The following is a 15516-nucleotide window of genomic DNA, read 5'->3' on the forward strand; positions in this document are numbered from 1 at the left end:
TCATTTGAAAAAAGATGGCAAACTCGGCCGGTTTTGTTTTTCCGGAGGTATCTATGCGCGTAATAAGTTGGAATATTCATTGGGGGTGCGGCAAAGACAGCCGCATCCGGATCCACGCGATCATCGACGTTCTGCGCAAGTTAAATCCCGATGTTATCTGCCTGCAGGAGGTCGCATCCAATCATGCCGATCTCGAAGGCAACGCAAGCGCCAACCAGTTCCGCCAGCTCGCCGGCGCGTTCGGCGGCTACCAGCCCGTGATCGAACCGACAAGCGAAATCTACAAAAACAACATGCCGCGCCTGTTCGGCAACCTGCTGCTGTCCAAATTCCGCATCACCCAGGTGCACCGCCATTCGCTGCCGTGGCCGCCCGACGCGGCGAGTCCCGCCGGCATGCCTCGCGGCATGATCGAAGCCGTCATCGACGCGCCCGGCGGCAAGGTCCGGGTGCTGACCACGCACCTCGAATACCATTCGCCAGTCCAGCGCATGGCGCAGATCCGGCACCTCAAATACCTGCACTGGGAGGCCTGCGAGCGGGCCCGCATTTTCCAGCCCGATCCCAGCCTTGATCCGCCGTACCAGCTCGGCTACCGGCCCGGTTCGGCCATCTATTGCGGCGACTTCAACTGCACGCCCGAGTCGGACGACTACCAGGCGCTGATCGCGCCCGACGACAACGGCGCGCTGCCGCTGGTCGACGCCTGGCGGCACCGCCACCCGGCGATCGCGCGCGCGCCGACGGCCGGCCTGCATGGTTTCCGCTGGCCTGAAAAAGCCGATTGCTACGATTATTTTTTCGTCACGCAAGACTTGCTGCCGCGCCTGATCGAAGTCGAGGTGCAGTCCGAGACCTCGGCCTCGGACCATCAACCGATCGTGCTCGACATCACCTGATGCGCATCAACGTCATTCCTGCAACTGGCCGCTATATGTCTTCCAATTTCGGGCTGCGGCATCAGCACCAGCACCACCACCACCAGCACCAGCACCAGCACCAGCACCAGCACCAGCACCAGCACCACCAGCACGTCATCCCCGCGAAAGCGGGGACCCATACAGCGCTTGCCTATACACGCATTTTGAACCTTCAAGCCGGGAACTGCGCGACTAAATTTTTTGAAGGCGCATAGCTGCATGCTCAGCATGGGGCAAACGCATGCGTTTGCCCCATGCTGAGCTTGCCTACATACACATTTCGAACGTTTGAGCCGGGAACTGCAATCAGGCAGCGTCCTTTTGCGGCCGCGCCTGCCGGTGGTACAAAAACTCGAGCACCCGCGTGCGGTACTCTATATACAGGTGGTCGTGCGCGAGCGCGACCCGGTCGCGCGGGCGCGCCAGGCGCACCTGGACGATGTCGCCGATGGTCGCCGCCGGCCCGTTGGTCATCATCACTATCCGATCGGACAGCAACACCGCCTCGTCGACATCATGCGTGACCATCACGACAGTCGAGCCGGTCTGCGCGACGATGCGCATCAGCTCGTCCTGCAAGTGCGCGCGGGTGAGCGCGTCGAGCGCGCCGAAGGGCTCGTCCATGAGCAAGACCTTGGGCTCCATCGACAGCGCGCGCGCGATGCCCACGCGCTGCTTCATGCCGCCCGAAATCTCGTTGGGACGCTTGCCCGCCGCCGGCGTGAGTCCCACCAGCGCCAGCGCCGCCGCGGTACGCTCGCGCAACTTCGCGCCCGACTCCCTGGCGCCGAACACGCGCTCGACGGCGAGGTGGACGTTTTCGAAGCAGGTGAGCCAGGGCAGCAGGGAGTGGTTCTGGAACACCACGCCGCGTTCGGGCGACGGGCCGGCGATCTCGCGCCCGCCGCACAGGAGCACGCCCTCGCTCGCCGTGGTCAAGCCGGCAAGCAGGTTGAGCAGCGTCGACTTGCCGCAACCGGAGTGGCCAATCAGGGTGGTGAACTCGCCCTGCTCGATCGTCAGGTTGACGTCGGCGAGCGCGTGGAAGCTGCCCTTTTTGGTCTCGAACACCATCTCGGCGTGCTGCACTTCGATATATTTATGCTTGTTCATTTTTACGACCCCGTTTCTTCGTAGGCGAACGACTTGGCCAGCGCCACCAGTGCCTGCTCGAGCGCGAGCCCGACCACGCCGATGATACCGATCGCGATGAGGATGTGCGGCACGTTCAGATTGTTCCACTCGTCCCAGACCCAGAACCCGATGCCGACCCCGCCGGTGAGCATTTCGGCCGCCACGATCACGAGCCAGGCGGTGCCGATGGCCAGCCGCACGCCGGTCAACATGTAGGGCAGCACCGACGGCAGCAGTATCTTGCTGAAGATCTTCCACTCCGACAAATTGAGCACGCGCGCCACGTTCATGTAGTCCTGCGGCACCCGTTGCACGCCGACGGCGGTGTTGATGATCATCGGCCAGATCGAGCAGATGAAGATCGACCAGATCGCGGCCGGATCGGCCGACTTGAACACGAGCAGCCCGATCGGCAGCCAGGCCAGCGGCGAGACCGGCTTGAGCAGGCTGATGATCGGATTGAACATGCCCGACAAAAACTTGAAGCGCCCGATCATGAAGCCGAGCGGGATCCCGACCGCCGCCGCGAGGCCGAAGCCGATGGCCACGCGCTTGAGCGATGCCAGGATGTTCCAGCCGATGCCCTGGTCGTTCGGCCCGTTGCTGTAGAACGGGTCGGCGAACAGCTTGAGCGCCGCTTCCCAGGTCACCATCGGGGTCGGAAAGGCGCTGTTGCGGCTGGCGATGAGCTGCCACACCAGCACCAGGAACGCCAGACCTAGCACGGGCGGCAACACCGCCAGCGTGAAGCCGCGCAGAGGCGACTTGCCGCCGCCCATGCGGTAGCCCTGGTTGGCCAGGCGCACGCTGCGGCGCGGTTCTTCGGAGGCCACCTTGTCGGATGCCACCTTGTCGGAGGCGACCTTGTCGCCCGCCGCGGGCGAGAGCATCGTGGGGTCCACTACTGCATTCATGGCAAACTCCTTTGCTTAGGCTTTGATCTTGAAGGAGGCGGCGTAGGCCTTCGGGTTCTTGCCGTCCCATACCGTGCCGTCGATCATCTTCACGGCGCGCATAGGCGACTTCGGCACGCTGACCTTGGCCATGGCCGCCCCCTGCGTGTAAAGCTCCACCTGGTTGACCGATTTGGCGACGGCCAGATAGTCCGGCTCGCCCTTGAGCAAGCCCCAGCGCTTGTGCTGTGTCATGAACCACATGCCGTCCGACAGGTACGGGTAGTTGACGCTGCCGTCGTTGAAAAACTTCATGTGGTTCGGGTCGTCCCAGGTCTTGCCCATGCCGTTCTGGTAGCGTCCGAGGATGCGCTGGTTGATCACGTCGACCGAGGTGTTGACGTACGATTTTTCGGCGATCGTGGCGGCCATCTTGACCTTGTTGGCGAGCGAGGCGTCGATCCACTTGCTCGCGTCGAGCACGGCGGCGATCAGCGCGCGCGCCGTGTTCGGGTATTTCTTGGTCCACTCGAGCGTGGTGCCGAGCGTCTTTTCGGGATGGTCCTTCCAGATGTCCTGGGTGGTGGCGGCGGTCACGCCGATGCCGTCGACGATGGCGCGGTGGTTCCACGGTTCGCCCACGCAAAAGCCGTCCATATTGCCAACCCGCATATTGGCCACCATCTGCGGCGGCGGCACGGTGATGACCTTGGCGTCCTTGAACGGATTGATGCCGTAGCTGGCGAGCCAGTAGTACAGCCACATCGCGTGGGTGCCGGTCGGGAAGGTCTGGGCGAAGGTGTACTCGCGCTTGTCCTTTTGCATCAGCTTGGCGAGCGAGGCGCCATCCACGCCGCCGGCGTCGGCGATTTTTTTGGACAGCGTGAGGGCCTGGCCGTTGTGGTTCAGGCCCATCAGGACGGCCATGTCCTTCTTGGCCCCGCCGATGCCCATCTGCACGCCGTAGATCAGGCCGTAGAGCACGTGGGCCGCGTCGAGCTCGCCGTTGACGAGCTTGTCGCGCACGCTGGCCCACGACGATTCCTTGCTCAGAACGATCTTGATGCCGTGCTTTTTATCGAAGCCGAGGACCGAGGCCATCACCACGGATGCGCAATCGGTGAGCGGGATGAAGCCGAGCTTGACCTCCTCCTTTTCGGGTTTGTCGGAGCCGGCGGCCCATACCCCGCCGGTGGCGAGCGCGCCCAGCGATACGCCGGCGCCGGCTTTGATCAGGCTGCGGCGAATCAAATTCGTGTTGTTATCGGTCGTCATAGTTCCCTCGTTGGCAATCGGCTGATGCTGTGGTTGGCCGGCGCGCTTGGGACGCGCCGGCCGCTACCAGTCCTTCAGCAATTGGCGTGCCAACAGGAATTGAGGGGGAGACGATGGGGAAATGGCGTCAATACGGGCCGAAAAGCCCGCTTTTAGCACCGATGTTGTGCGGCGCACCAAAAATGCGCGCACGAGTGCGGCCAAGCGCGCCGGAATTCAGCGCTCGACCTTGACGCTCTTCCAGAAGGCGACGCGGCCGGCGATCTGGCTCGCCGCCGCCATCGGATTGCGGTAGGTCCAGACCGCGTCGCGGTTGAGCGCGCCGTCGACGCTGAGGCTGAAGTAGTTGGCGGTGCCCTTCCAGCCACAGAACGATTGCGTCTCGCTCAGCAGCAGATACTCCGGGCGCACCGCCGACATGAGAAAATAGACATTGTTTTCGACGATCTCGACCTCGTCGTCGCGCGCTTCGGCGATCACGGCGCCGTTCCAGGTGGCGGTTGGCATTTTATTCTCCTGCGACGATTTGGCGCAGCGCCTGTTCGAACACCTGCACCGGCTGGCCGCCCGAGATCAGGTGGCGCTCGTTGATGATAATGGCCGGCACCGAACTGATGCCCTGCTGCTGGTAAAACTGCTCGGCCTCGCGCACCTCGGCCGCGTAGTCGTCGCCGGCCAGTATGCGGGCCGCCTCGGCCGTGTCGAGCCCGACCTCGCCGGCCAGGCGCAGCAGCACATCGTGCGCGCCCGGGCTTTCGCCGAGCGTGAAATAGGCGCCGAACAAGGCGAGCTTGAGCGCGTGCTGGCGCCCCTCGAGGCCGGCCCAGTGCAGCAGGCGGTGGGCGTCGAAGGTGTTGTAGATGCGGTCGCGTTTGCCCGGCACGAAGTCGAAACCGACCTCGGCGCCGCGCGCGCGGATCATTTCACGGGTTTTTGCGGCCTGCTCGGGGCTCGCGCCATATTTTTGCGCGAGGTGCTCGTTGATGTCCTGGCCCTCGGGCGCCATGCGCGGGTTGAGCTCGAACGGCTGGAAGTGGATCCGGGCCGTGGCGACGTCGCCGACCTGCTCGAGGGCCTGTTCGAGCGCCTTGAGGCCGATCACGCACCACGGGCACGACACATCGGAAACGAAATCGATCTTGATCTGCTTGCTCACCTGGCACCGCCTTGTTCAGCCATGGCCGGCGCAGGGTGCGCGGCCCAAGCTGTCTATATTGGCACGTGCGCTGCTATTTCAATAGCGCCTATTTTTTGCGCGGACCGTTCCTGGCGCCATTGCCGGCCGCATTGGGCGTCCCTTTGGGCGTCGCCTTGGGCGCGGCCGGGGCCGACTTGCCGCCGATGCGGCTTTCGGTGCCCGCGATCAGGTTCGAGATGTTCTTGAGGTGGCGGAAGACCAACAGCAGGCTCATAAGGACCACGGCGCCGAATTGCGCATCCGCGCCCTCGAGCAGGCCGTAGTAGATCGGGGCCAACACGGCCGCGAACAGCGCCGCCAGCGAGGAGTAGCGCGAGAAATAGGCGACCAGCAACCACGTCACCAGCACGGCCAGGCCGAGCCACGGGTTCAGGCCGATCAGCACGCCGAGCGCGGTCGCCACGCCCTTGCCCCCAACAAAGCGGAAGAACACCGGCCACAAGTGGCCCAAAAACACCGCCAGCGCGACGAGCGCGATGGCCATGTCGCCCAGGCCGAAGCGATCGGCAAACATTTTTGCCAGGAACACCGCGAGCCAGCCTTTGGCGCCATCGCCGATCAGGGTCGCGATCGCCGCTTTTTTGTTGCCGCTGCGCAGGACGTTGGTCGCGCCCGGGTTCTTGGAGCCATAGGTGCGCGGGTCCGACAGGCCGAATACGTGGCTCATGACGACGGCGAACGAAATCGAGCCTATCAGGTAGGCTGTGAGCGTGAATAAGGCTGTGGTCATGTTGTCTCTCGTTATCTATGTTCTTGTCCGGCCCGCGCAGCGTCGGCGGGCCGCTGAATATACACCATCGACAGCGGCGCGAACAGGGCCGGAAATGGCCTGCCCGGCATCGCAGTGATTGAGGTGGCTAAGAGACAAGCAGTATAAGTAGCGGCTACGCCAAGCTACCGGCATCGGATATCGATACCGCAGCTTGGGTTGGCGCTATGCCAGCGCCACCTCGACCAGGTGAAGATCGAACAAGCGGGCCAATTCCGACGGCGACATGCTCACGAGGTAGCCACGGCGCCCGCCATTGATGTAAATCTCGGGCAGATCCAGAATGGTTTTCTCGACATACACCGGCATTTTTTTCTTGGTGCCGAACGGGCTGGTGCCGCCGACCAGGAATCCGGTGTGCCGGTTGGCCACCTCCGGCTTGCACGGTTCGATTTTCTTGCACCCGGCCTGGCGCGCGAGTTCCTTGGTCGAGACCTTGCGGTCGCCATGCATGAGCACGATCAGCGGCTTGGCCGACTCGTCCTCCATGACCAGCGTCTTGACCACGCTGTGCTCGTCCACGCCGAGTTCGCGCGAGGACGCGTTGGTGCCGCCGCGCTCCTCGTATTCATATAGATGGCTCGAAAACACCACGCCGTGTTCGCGCAGGAATTTCGTCGCCTGTGTTTCCGGACCGCTTGCCGCTTTCATCATTTCACCCAAAAATACGCCAACCGTTTTCCTTGGAAAGATGGCATGGCAAGAGCGCCCGTGGCGCATGTGTTACGCTAAACATTCAACGAGGAGTTTCTTATTATGCAGCAAGAAATTCGCTTTGCCACCTTCAATGTGTGCAACCTTGCCCCGCCCGGCATGCGGCTGTACGACAACCTGCCGCTCTTGACGGTCGAGGAGTACGAAGCCAAGCTCGACTGGACGGCGCGCCAGATCGACCTGCTCGACGCCGACCTGATCGGCTTCCAGGAGATATTTTCCCAGAGCGTGCTCAGGGAGGTGATCGCGCGCACCCTGCACTACCGCGACGCGGTCCACGTCGGCTTCGACCCCGACCCGCTTGCCGAGCGGCTCACGCCGAGCGTGGCGCTGGTGTCGCGCCTGCCGCTGGCCGCGCCCGCCACCAGTCACAGCGCCTTTCCAGACGGCATATCGATGCCGGCCGACAGCCGCGACCCCGACCATTTCGCGCGGCCCGTGCTGCACGCGGCCGTGGTGGTCTCGCCCGACTGCACGGTCGACGTGTTCGTGCTGCACTTGAAGTCGAAGCGCCCCGACTATCGCAACGGCGACTCGGCCGAGGATGCCAAGCTGTACGCGCTGGCCTGCCTGCGCTCGCTGATCTGGCGCGGCACCGAGGCCGTGGCGCTGCGCGTGCTGTTGTGCAACCTGGCGCGCGAGCACCGCCGCCCGCGCGTGGTGCTGGGCGATTTCAACGACGTCGCCGACGCCGTCACCACCGGCATCGTGATGGGCGCCGGCGGGCCTCTCGGCGAGCGCCTGTTCGACGCAGCCCAATCGCAGCGCCAGATCGACCCCTTGCGCAACGTCGGCTTCAGCTGCCTGCACGAGGGCCAGCACAGCACCATCGACCATATCCTCGTGTCGGAGGATTTCCATGGGGACTTGCCGAACGCGATCGGCGAGGTGGTCGACGTGGTCTACCTGAACGACCATCTGGTGCTCGGCCTGCCGCAGGCGTCCGACCACGGCCAGGTGCTCGCGCGCATCCGCCTGTTCGACGAGACGCGCGGCCTTGAGACGAGCGGACTTTAAACGCGCGGCCTTGAGACACGCGTCCTTTAACGGCGCCGGGTTGTAAGGTCCGGGTCGATCGAGGCCCGGCCCGCGTAGTCGCCCTGGTATTCGTCGCAGCCGTGCATGCGCAAGAACTGCAGTTGCTCGGCCGTCTCGACGCCCTCGGCGATGACCCGCAGCTTGAGGCTGCGCGCGACCGCGATGATGGCCGGGATGATGGCCGCGTCGGCCGGGTCGCGCGTGATGTCGTGCACGAACGAGCGGTCGATCTTGAGCTTTGACAGCGGAAAGCGGCGCAGGTTGGACAGGCTCGAGTAGCCGGTGCCGAAGTCGTCGATGGTGAGCTGCACCCCGCGCTCGCGCAGCGCGTTGACGGTGGTGACGGTCGTCTCGTTGCCGTTCATGATGACCGACTCGGTGATCTCGAGGTCGAGGAAGTCGGGCTCGAGGCCCGAGCGGCGCAGCGCGTCGTCGACGCTGTGCACCAGGTTGTTGTGGATGAATTGCAGCGGCGACAGGTTGACCGCGACCACCACCGGAAAGCCCTCGTCGCGCCAGCGCCGCGCGCGCGCGCACGCCTGGCGCAGCACCCATTCGCCGATCGGCACGATCAGCCCGCACTCCTCGGCCACGCGCAGGAACTGAACCGGCTGCAGCAGCCCGCGCTCGGGATGGCGCCAGCGGATCAGCGCCTCGACGGCGATGATGCGCCCGCTCGCGATGTTGACCTCGGGCTGGTACTCGAGCACGAACTCGCCGTTGGCGAGCGCATGGCGCAGGTTGTTTTCGATCTGCACGCGCTCGATCACATGGGCGTTCATTTCGGGGCTGAAGAACTGGAAGGCGTCGCGCCCGCGCTGCTTGGCGTGGTACATGGCGACGTCGGCGTGCTTGAGCAAGGTGTCGGCGTCCTCGCCGTCGGACGGGCAGATGCTGATGCCGATCGACACCGACAGGGAGATGTCGTGCTCGCCCACCTTGTTGATCTGGGCGATCGCCGCCATCACGCTGCCGGCCACGTGCGCGGCCTGGTCGACGCCGCCGATGTCGGCCAGGATAATGACGAACTCGTCGCCGCCCTGGCGGCTGACGGTGTCGACCTCGCGCACGCAGCGCGTGAGCCGCAGCGCGACCTCCTTGAGCACCAGGTCGCCGGCCTGGTGGCCGTAGGTGTCGTTGATGAACTTGAAGCGGTCGAGGTCGAGGAACATCACCGCGACCTTGGTGTTCTTGCGGTGCGCGCTGGCGATCGCCTGGTGCAGGCGGTCGAGGAACAGCACGCGGTTCGGCAGGTCGGTCAGGAAATCGTGCTCGGCCAGGTGGCGGGTGCGCTCCTCGACCCGCTTGCGGTCGGTGATGTCGGTCAGGATCGCCATGTAGTTGCAGATCCGGTTCGCGCTGTCGCGGATCGCCGTGAGCGCCACCCACACCGGGTATTGCTCGCCATTTTTGCGATTGCTCCAGACCTCGCCCTCCCAGTGCTCGTGGGCCACGACGTAGTCCCAGATCTGCTGGTAAAAGGCCGGCTCGTGCGCGCCGGAGCGCAGGCCCGGCACCGGCACCCCGACGATCTCGTCGGACAAAAAACCGGTGATGCTGGTGAACGCGCCGTTGACCGCGACCACCCGGTACTGCTGGTCGGTGATCAGGATGGCGTCGCGCGAGTTTTCAAACACCTGGGCCGCCGTGGCCAGCGTGTGTTCGGCGCTCTTGCGCGTGGAGATGTCGCGGATCACGGCGTACGAGAGCAACTCGTGGTCGAGCGCGATCGAGGTCAGCAGCACCTCGGCCCAGAAGCCGTGGCCGTCGCAGGCCTGGTAGCGCCACTCGTAGCGGTGGTTGCCGTCCCGAAAAGTCTGGGCCGCGAGCGCGGCGTCGCGCGCCAGCGACGACTCGCCCGAGGGCTGGACCGGCGGCGAGAAGTCGAGCAGGGTCTTGCCGACCATGTCTTGCGGGCCGGGGCAGCGGAACAGCGCCGCCGCCGCCGGGTTGGCGTCGATGATGTTGTGCCCCTCGATGAGCACGATGGCGTCGGTCGAGCGCGCGAACAGCTGGCGGAAGTTGGCGCCCGAGCGCATCAGCGCGGCCTCGTCGACCTTGCGCCCGGTGATGTCGATCTCCATGCAGAACACCTGTTGCGGCGCGCCGTTGCGGTTGACCGGGAAGTGGCTCGAATAGACCCAGCGCTCGGCGCCGTCGCGGCGCACCAGGCGCCAGTCGCGCGGGCGCGGCGCGTGCCCGGTCTGCCAGATGGAGCCGATCAGGGCGCCGAAGTCGGTGCCGCCGTCGATGTGATCGCCCAGGCTGGTCAGGGGGCGCCCGAGCGCCTCGTGCGCGGGAACGCCGAACAGCTCGGCGCAGGTGTTGTTCCAGAAGCGCACGATGCCCTCGCGGTCGGTGCTGTGCATGGCCACCGTGGGGGTGAGCTCGATCGCGGCGACGAAGCGGTACAGCAATTCGAGCGCCTCGCGGCCCTGGCCTTCCGGTTCGGGCGCCGGCGGCGCAGCGGTGGGGTCGACGCTCACGGCGCTTCCTTTCTATTTGGTCTGGTGACGGCTTGCCGCGCCCCGTTGCAGCGAGGCGCATCTGCCATTTTTGACGATGCGGGGCAGGGCCCGCTTGCGCGCGCACAAGCCAGGGGAAGTGGAACATTTTCAGTATTACAATAAACGAGCAAGAAACGACCAAGAAGCGACCAAGAAGCGACCAAGAAGCGACCAAGAAACGGACAAGGAATCGGCGCGCGCGGTCCGCCATGGCGAACATTGGCGAACCAGAGCGAACAAAAGCGATCGATCCGGCTTTTTTGCGCTTCAGCGTCCCAAAACGCCTGCTCGTCGCATTCCGTTGGCGCCGCCGGAGCCGTTTTCCTATAGTGGCAACATGCGCCTGGGGCTCCATCTTGCATTCAAGAAGGAGCACAAGCGCCCCCCTCCCACCTGCCACTAGCCAAGAACAACACCATGAAACTAGAAACCCTGCCGTCCGCGCCAGTCCAGCCCGCCGCCAGCAAAAAACGCTGGCGCGTCCCCGTGATCGCCCTGCTCGTGGCCGGCGTGGCCGCCGGCTGCTACGCGGCCACGCGCCCCGCCGCCAAGCCGGCCGAGACCAAAGAGGCCAAGCAGGCGCCTGTCCTCGAACTGGCCGGCGCCGAGGTCGCGACCATCGAGGCGCGCGAGCTCAGCATGAGTCTTCCCCTGTCGGGCTCGCTCGTGCCGCTGAACCAGGCCATGGTCAAGTCGAAGACCTCGGGCGTGGTGCGCGAGACGCTGGTGCAGGAAGGCGTGGGCGTGGCCGCCGGCCAGGTCATCGCCCGCCTCGACAGCGCCGACCAGCGGGCCCGGCTGGCGCAGTCGCAGGCCGCCGTCGACGAAGCAAGCGCGCGCCTGTCGATGGCGCGCAAGAACAACGCCAACAGCGAGTCGCTGCGCAAGCAGAACTACATCTCGCAAAACGCCTACGACACCAGCCAGAACGGCGTCGAACTGGCCCAGGCCAGCCTGAACGCGGCCCAGGCCCAGCGCGCCATCGCGCGCATCGCCGTCGCCGACACCGTCATCCACGCGCCGCTGTCGGGCGTGGTCAGCAAGCGCCATCTGCAGGCCGGCGAGAAGGCCTCGCCCGACATGCCGGTGTTTACCATCGTCAACCTGCGCCAGCTCACGCTCGAGGCCCAGGTGCCGGCCTCGGAGATTCCGCGCGTCAAGGTGGGCCAGGAGGTGCAATTCCATGTGGACGGCTACCAGCAGCGCAATTTCGCCGGCAGGGTCGCGCGCATCAACCCGACCACCGACGGCGGCTCGCGCGCGATGCTGGTCTATATCAGCGTCGACAACAGCGACGCCGCGCTGCGCGGCGGCATGTTCGCCAAGGGCACCATCACGACCGACAAATCGCGCACCATGCCGCTGGTGCCGCTGGGCGCGCTGCGCAAGGACAAGGGCCGCGACGTGGTCTACACGATCGAGGGCGACAAGGTGGTGTCGCAGCCGGTCACGCTGGGCATGCGCAACGACGACGCCGGGCTGGCCGAGGTGACCGCCGGCCTGGCCAAGGGCGCGCGCGTGATCGTCGCCAAGCTCGACGGCGTGAAACCGGGCGACACGGTCAAGCTCGCGCCGGCCGCGCCGGTCGCGGCCGCCGTCCTCGCCGCGAAAGGCTAAGCCATGTGGATCACCAAGACCAGTATCAAGAACCCGGTCTTCGCCACCATGGTCATGGTGGCGCTGATGGTGCTCGGCCTGTTCTCGTACCGCAGCCTGGGGGTCGAATCGATGCCGGCCGTCGAGATGCCGTTCGCCTCGGTCGAAGTCGTCTACCCGGGCGCCTCGCCCGAACAGGTCGAGAACGACATCACCCGCCCGCTCGAGGACGCGATCAACACCGTGGCCGGGGTGCGCACCATCCGCAGCAACTCGTGGGAGGGCCGCAGCGGCATCTACATCGAGTTCCAGCTCAACGTCAACATGGACAAGACCATGCAGGAGCTGCGCGACCGCATCTCGCGCGTGCGTCCGAGCTTTCCGCGCGAGGCCAAGGAGCCGTTCGTGATGCGCGACGAGGGCGACAACACCCAGCCGATCGTCGAGCTCATTTTGATGTCCGACACACGCAGCGTGCGCGAACTGTCGACCCTGACCGAGCAGGTCATCGTCAAGCGCTTGCAGAACGTGGCCGGGGTCGGCCAGGTGCTCGTCAACGGCAAGACCAACCGCGAGATCCTGGTCAGCCTCAAGCCCGAGCAGATGGCGAGCCAGCGCATCGGCGTCGACGAGGTGCTGCGCGCGATCCAGACCACCAACACCAACCTGCCGGCCGGTAACATCAGCTTCGGCGCCAGCGAGAACCTGGTCCGGGTCGAGGGCAAGATCAAGGACGCGCGCGGCTTCAACCAGATCATCGTGGCGCGCCGCGCCGGCGGCCCGGTCTACCTGAGCCAGCTGGCCGACGTGATCGACGGCGAGCAGGAGGAGTCCTCGATCTCGCGCATCAACGGCAAGCGCGCCATCTCGCTGTCGGTGACCAAGGTCCAGGACGCCAATGTGGTGGTAGTCGGCAAGGGCATCCGCAAGGCGGTCGAGTCCCTCAAGAAGACCATGCCGACCGAGATCAAGCTGACCATCCTCGAAGACCAGTCCGAGCGCGTGCAAAGCCAGGTCGACAACGTCAAGCGCACCATCGTCGAGGGCGCGGTCCTGACCATGCTCATCGTGTTCCTGTTCCTGCATTCGTGGCGCAGCACCATCATCACCGGATTGACGCTGCCGATCTCGGTCATGGCCAGCTTCATCGCGATGAAATACTTCGGCTTCACGATCAACTTCCTGACCCTGATGGCGCTGTCGCTGTGCATCGGCCTGCTGATCGACGACGCCATCGTGGTGCGCGAGAACATCGTGCGCCACTACAACATGGGCAAGAGCCACCTCAAGGCGGCCTACGAGGGCACCAACGAGATCGGCCTGGCCGTGATGGCGACCACCTTCGCGATCGTGGCCGTGTTCGTGCCGATCGCGTTCATGGACGGCATCATCGGGCGCTTCTTCTTCCAGTTCGGCATCACCGTCGCGGTCGCCGTGCTGGTGTCGCTGTTCGTCAGCTTCACGCTCGACCCGATGCTCTCGTCGGTCTGGCGCGACCCGGTCAAGGACCGCTTCAAGTATGTGCCGTGGCTGGGCCGCATGATGGCGAAGATCGAGCGCGGCATCGACGCCCTGCACGTCGGCTACGGCAGGGTGCTCGCGCTCGCTTTGCGCTGGCGCAAGGCGACCCTGGCGCTCGCGCTCGCCATGTTCGTCGGCAGCCTGGCCCTGATCCCGCTGGTCGGCGGCGAGATGTTCCCCGAGACCGACAACGGCTACGTCAGCCTGCGCTTCAAGACGGCGGTCGGCTCGAGCCTCGAGTACACCGACACCAAGGTGCGCCAGGTCGAGGCGGCGCTGTCCGAGTTCAAGGAGATCGACGTCGTCATGTCCAACGTCGGCACCCGCGACGGGCGCAACACGGCCCAGATCAACCTGAAGCTGACCGACGTGCTCAAGACCAAACGGCGCTCGCAGAAGGAGCTCGAAAAAGCCATCCGCGCGCGCCTGGCGCCGATCGCCGGCATCAGCCTGCAGGTGGGCCAGCGCCCGATCTTCATCGCCATCCTGGGCCAGGACGAGGCCAAGCTCGACGCCGCCGCGCGCAAGCTCATGGACAAGATGCGCGCCATCAAGGGCGTGGCCGACATCGAGTACAGCCAGGAGGGCGCCAACCCGGCCACGATCGTCAAGATCAACAACGAGATGGCGAGCGACCTCGGCCTGTCGACCCAGCAGATCGGGCTCGCGCTGCGCCCGTTCGTGGCGGGCGACCAGATCAGCCGCTGGCTCGCGCCGGACGGCCAGAACTACGACGTCAACGTGCAACTGCCCAAATCGGGCCGCGAAAAGATCGCCGACCTGGGCGAGTTGACGGTCGCCTCGAGCCGCCTGACGGCCGACGGCAACCCGGTCATGGTGCCGCTGCGCCAGGTGGTCGAATTCGTGCCCTCGACCAGCCCGCAGGTGCTCAAGCGCCAGGCGCTCGAGCGCCGGGTGGCGGTGTACGCCGGCATCGAGGGGCGTCCGAACGGCGACGTCCATGGCGACATCAAAAAGGCGATGGACGCCATGGTGCTGCCCGACGGCGTGCGCTTCGACGTCGCCGGCGACGCCGAGATGATGGCCGAGACCATGGGCGGCCTGATGACCGCGCTGGGCATCGCCGTGATCTTCATCTACCTGGTGCTGGCCTCGCAGTTCGGCAGCTTCCTGCAGCCGATCGCGATCATGGCCTCGCTGCCGCTGTCGATGATCGGGGTGCTGGTCGCGCTGCTGGCGACCGGCAGCACGCTCAACATTTTCTCGGTGATCGGCATCGTCATGCTGATGGGGCTGGTGACCAAGAACGCGATTTTGCTGGTCGACTTCACCAACCACGGCCAGCGCAACGGCAAGGGCCAGCACGAGGCGATCATGGACGCGGGCCAGGTGCGGCTGCGTCCGATCCTGATGACGACGCTGGCGATGATCTTCGGCATGCTGCCGATGGCCATCGGCATGGGCGACGGCGGCGGCAACCAGGCGCCGATGGGGCGCGCGGTGATCGGCGGGGTGATCACCTCGACGCTGCTGACGCTGGTGGTGGTGCCGGTCGCCTATACCTACCTGGACAACCTGGGCAGGCGCGCCGCGCGCTGGTTCAAGGGCGCGGACATCGGGGACGGGCATGAAGAACACGAGGGTCGCGCTGGAAGCGAACACGGCGCTAAGGTCCCCGAACTCGTCTAAGGCCTGAAACCGGCCGCGCCAACAACAAACCCAGCCGGGGCACCAGGCTGGGTTTTTTTACTTCAGGGGACTGGTCAGCGCGCGCCGACCGTCGTTCAGGGTGTGGCTCAGGCCGGTGTTTCGGCTTCCGGCGCCGGGGCGTCGTCGTCCGGTGTGTCATTCGCCTCGCCGGTGCCGTCGGGCTTGGTTTCGAGCTTGCGCCGTGCTTTTTCCTCCGCCTTCTTCTTCTTTTCTAATTCCCTCTGCCGCTTTTCGTACTGGAAATTAGTTTTAGCCATGAATCACCTCTTGGTTGTCGATA

The 15516-nt window shown here is 65.2% G+C and carries 14 protein-coding genes; 4 read left to right on the plus strand and 10 right to left on the minus strand.

Translation table 11 applies throughout. The features are described from left to right. Positions 1 to 53 precede the first annotated feature (53 nt). Positions 54 to 899 carry an endonuclease/exonuclease/phosphatase family protein gene (locus C7C56_RS00450; protein WP_106755541.1) on the plus strand — a complete coding sequence of 282 codons (846 nt, stop codon included), beginning with the start codon at positions 54 to 56 and terminating at the stop codon, positions 897 to 899. Here the strand turns inward: C7C56_RS00450 and C7C56_RS28500 are convergent. From C7C56_RS28500 to ybaK, 8 genes are all read right to left on the minus strand, one after another. Next, positions 872 to 1150 carry a hypothetical protein gene (locus C7C56_RS28500; RefSeq protein WP_181372956.1) on the minus strand — a complete coding sequence of 93 codons (279 nt, stop codon included), beginning with the start codon at positions 1148 to 1150 and terminating at the stop codon, positions 872 to 874. The genes C7C56_RS00450 and C7C56_RS28500 overlap by 28 nt on opposite strands. Positions 1151 to 1226: 76 nt before the next feature. Beyond that, positions 1227 to 2033, minus strand: a complete 807-nt coding sequence (locus tag C7C56_RS00460) for an ABC transporter ATP-binding protein (RefSeq protein ID WP_106755542.1) — start codon at positions 2031 to 2033, stop codon at positions 1227 to 1229. 2 nt (positions 2034 to 2035) lie between these two features. Then, positions 2036 to 2968, minus strand: coding sequence for a nitrate ABC transporter permease (gene ntrB, locus C7C56_RS00465; protein WP_106755543.1), 933 nt, complete (start codon positions 2966 to 2968; stop codon positions 2036 to 2038). 15 nt (positions 2969 to 2983) lie between these two features. After that, positions 2984 to 4222, minus strand: coding sequence for a CmpA/NrtA family ABC transporter substrate-binding protein (locus C7C56_RS00470; RefSeq protein ID WP_106755544.1), 1239 nt, complete (start codon positions 4220 to 4222; stop codon positions 2984 to 2986). A 216-nt stretch (positions 4223 to 4438) separates the two neighbouring features. Next, positions 4439 to 4729 carry a DUF427 domain-containing protein gene (locus C7C56_RS00475; protein WP_106755545.1) on the minus strand — a complete coding sequence of 97 codons (291 nt, stop codon included), beginning with the start codon at positions 4727 to 4729 and terminating at the stop codon, positions 4439 to 4441. A gap of 1 nt (position 4730) precedes the next feature. Continuing rightward, complete coding sequence (locus C7C56_RS00480; protein ID WP_106755546.1) at positions 4731 to 5378, minus strand: DsbA family oxidoreductase; 648 nt, start codon at positions 5376 to 5378, stop codon at positions 4731 to 4733. 88 nt (positions 5379 to 5466) lie between these two features. Continuing rightward, positions 5467 to 6150, minus strand: a complete 684-nt coding sequence (gene plsY / locus C7C56_RS00485; RefSeq protein ID WP_106755547.1) for a glycerol-3-phosphate 1-O-acyltransferase PlsY — start codon at positions 6148 to 6150, stop codon at positions 5467 to 5469. A 204-nt stretch (positions 6151 to 6354) separates the two neighbouring features. After that, positions 6355 to 6843: a Cys-tRNA(Pro) deacylase gene (gene ybaK / locus C7C56_RS00490; protein WP_106755548.1), complete on the minus strand. Its 489-nt coding sequence runs from the start codon at positions 6841 to 6843 to the stop codon at positions 6355 to 6357. Between the two features lie 102 nt (positions 6844 to 6945). Between ybaK and C7C56_RS00495 the strand changes: the two genes are divergently transcribed. Continuing rightward, positions 6946 to 7920 carry an endonuclease/exonuclease/phosphatase family protein gene (locus C7C56_RS00495; protein ID WP_106755549.1) on the plus strand — a complete coding sequence of 325 codons (975 nt, stop codon included), beginning with the start codon at positions 6946 to 6948 and terminating at the stop codon, positions 7918 to 7920. A gap of 26 nt (positions 7921 to 7946) precedes the next feature. Here the strand turns inward: C7C56_RS00495 and C7C56_RS00500 are convergent, their stop codons facing one another. Next, positions 7947 to 10427 (minus strand): sensor domain-containing protein, encoded by a 2481-nt coding sequence (locus C7C56_RS00500; RefSeq protein ID WP_106755550.1) that lies wholly within the window; start codon positions 10425 to 10427, stop codon positions 7947 to 7949. 438 nt (positions 10428 to 10865) lie between these two features. On the opposite strand from C7C56_RS00500, the gene C7C56_RS00505 reads away from it, so the two are divergent. Further along, on the plus strand, positions 10866 to 12065 hold the full coding sequence (locus tag C7C56_RS00505; protein WP_106755551.1) for an efflux RND transporter periplasmic adaptor subunit: 1200 nt from the start codon (positions 10866 to 10868) through the stop codon (positions 12063 to 12065). 3 nt (positions 12066 to 12068) lie between these two features. Beyond that, entirely contained in the window at positions 12069 to 15215 is a 3147-nt protein-coding gene (locus tag C7C56_RS00510) for an efflux RND transporter permease subunit (RefSeq protein ID WP_106755552.1), read from the plus strand. Positions 15216 to 15322: 107 nt separating this feature from the next. Here C7C56_RS00510 and C7C56_RS28505 read toward each other — a convergent pair whose 3' ends face one another. Continuing rightward, positions 15323 to 15493, minus strand: a complete 171-nt coding sequence (locus tag C7C56_RS28505; protein ID WP_181372958.1) for a hypothetical protein — start codon at positions 15491 to 15493, stop codon at positions 15323 to 15325. Between the last annotated feature and the right edge of the window lie 23 nt (positions 15494 to 15516).

Origin of the sequence: Massilia glaciei, from assembly GCF_003011895.2 — a bacterium.
Classification (GTDB): Bacteria; Pseudomonadota; Gammaproteobacteria; order Burkholderiales; family Burkholderiaceae_D; genus Telluria_A; species Telluria_A glaciei.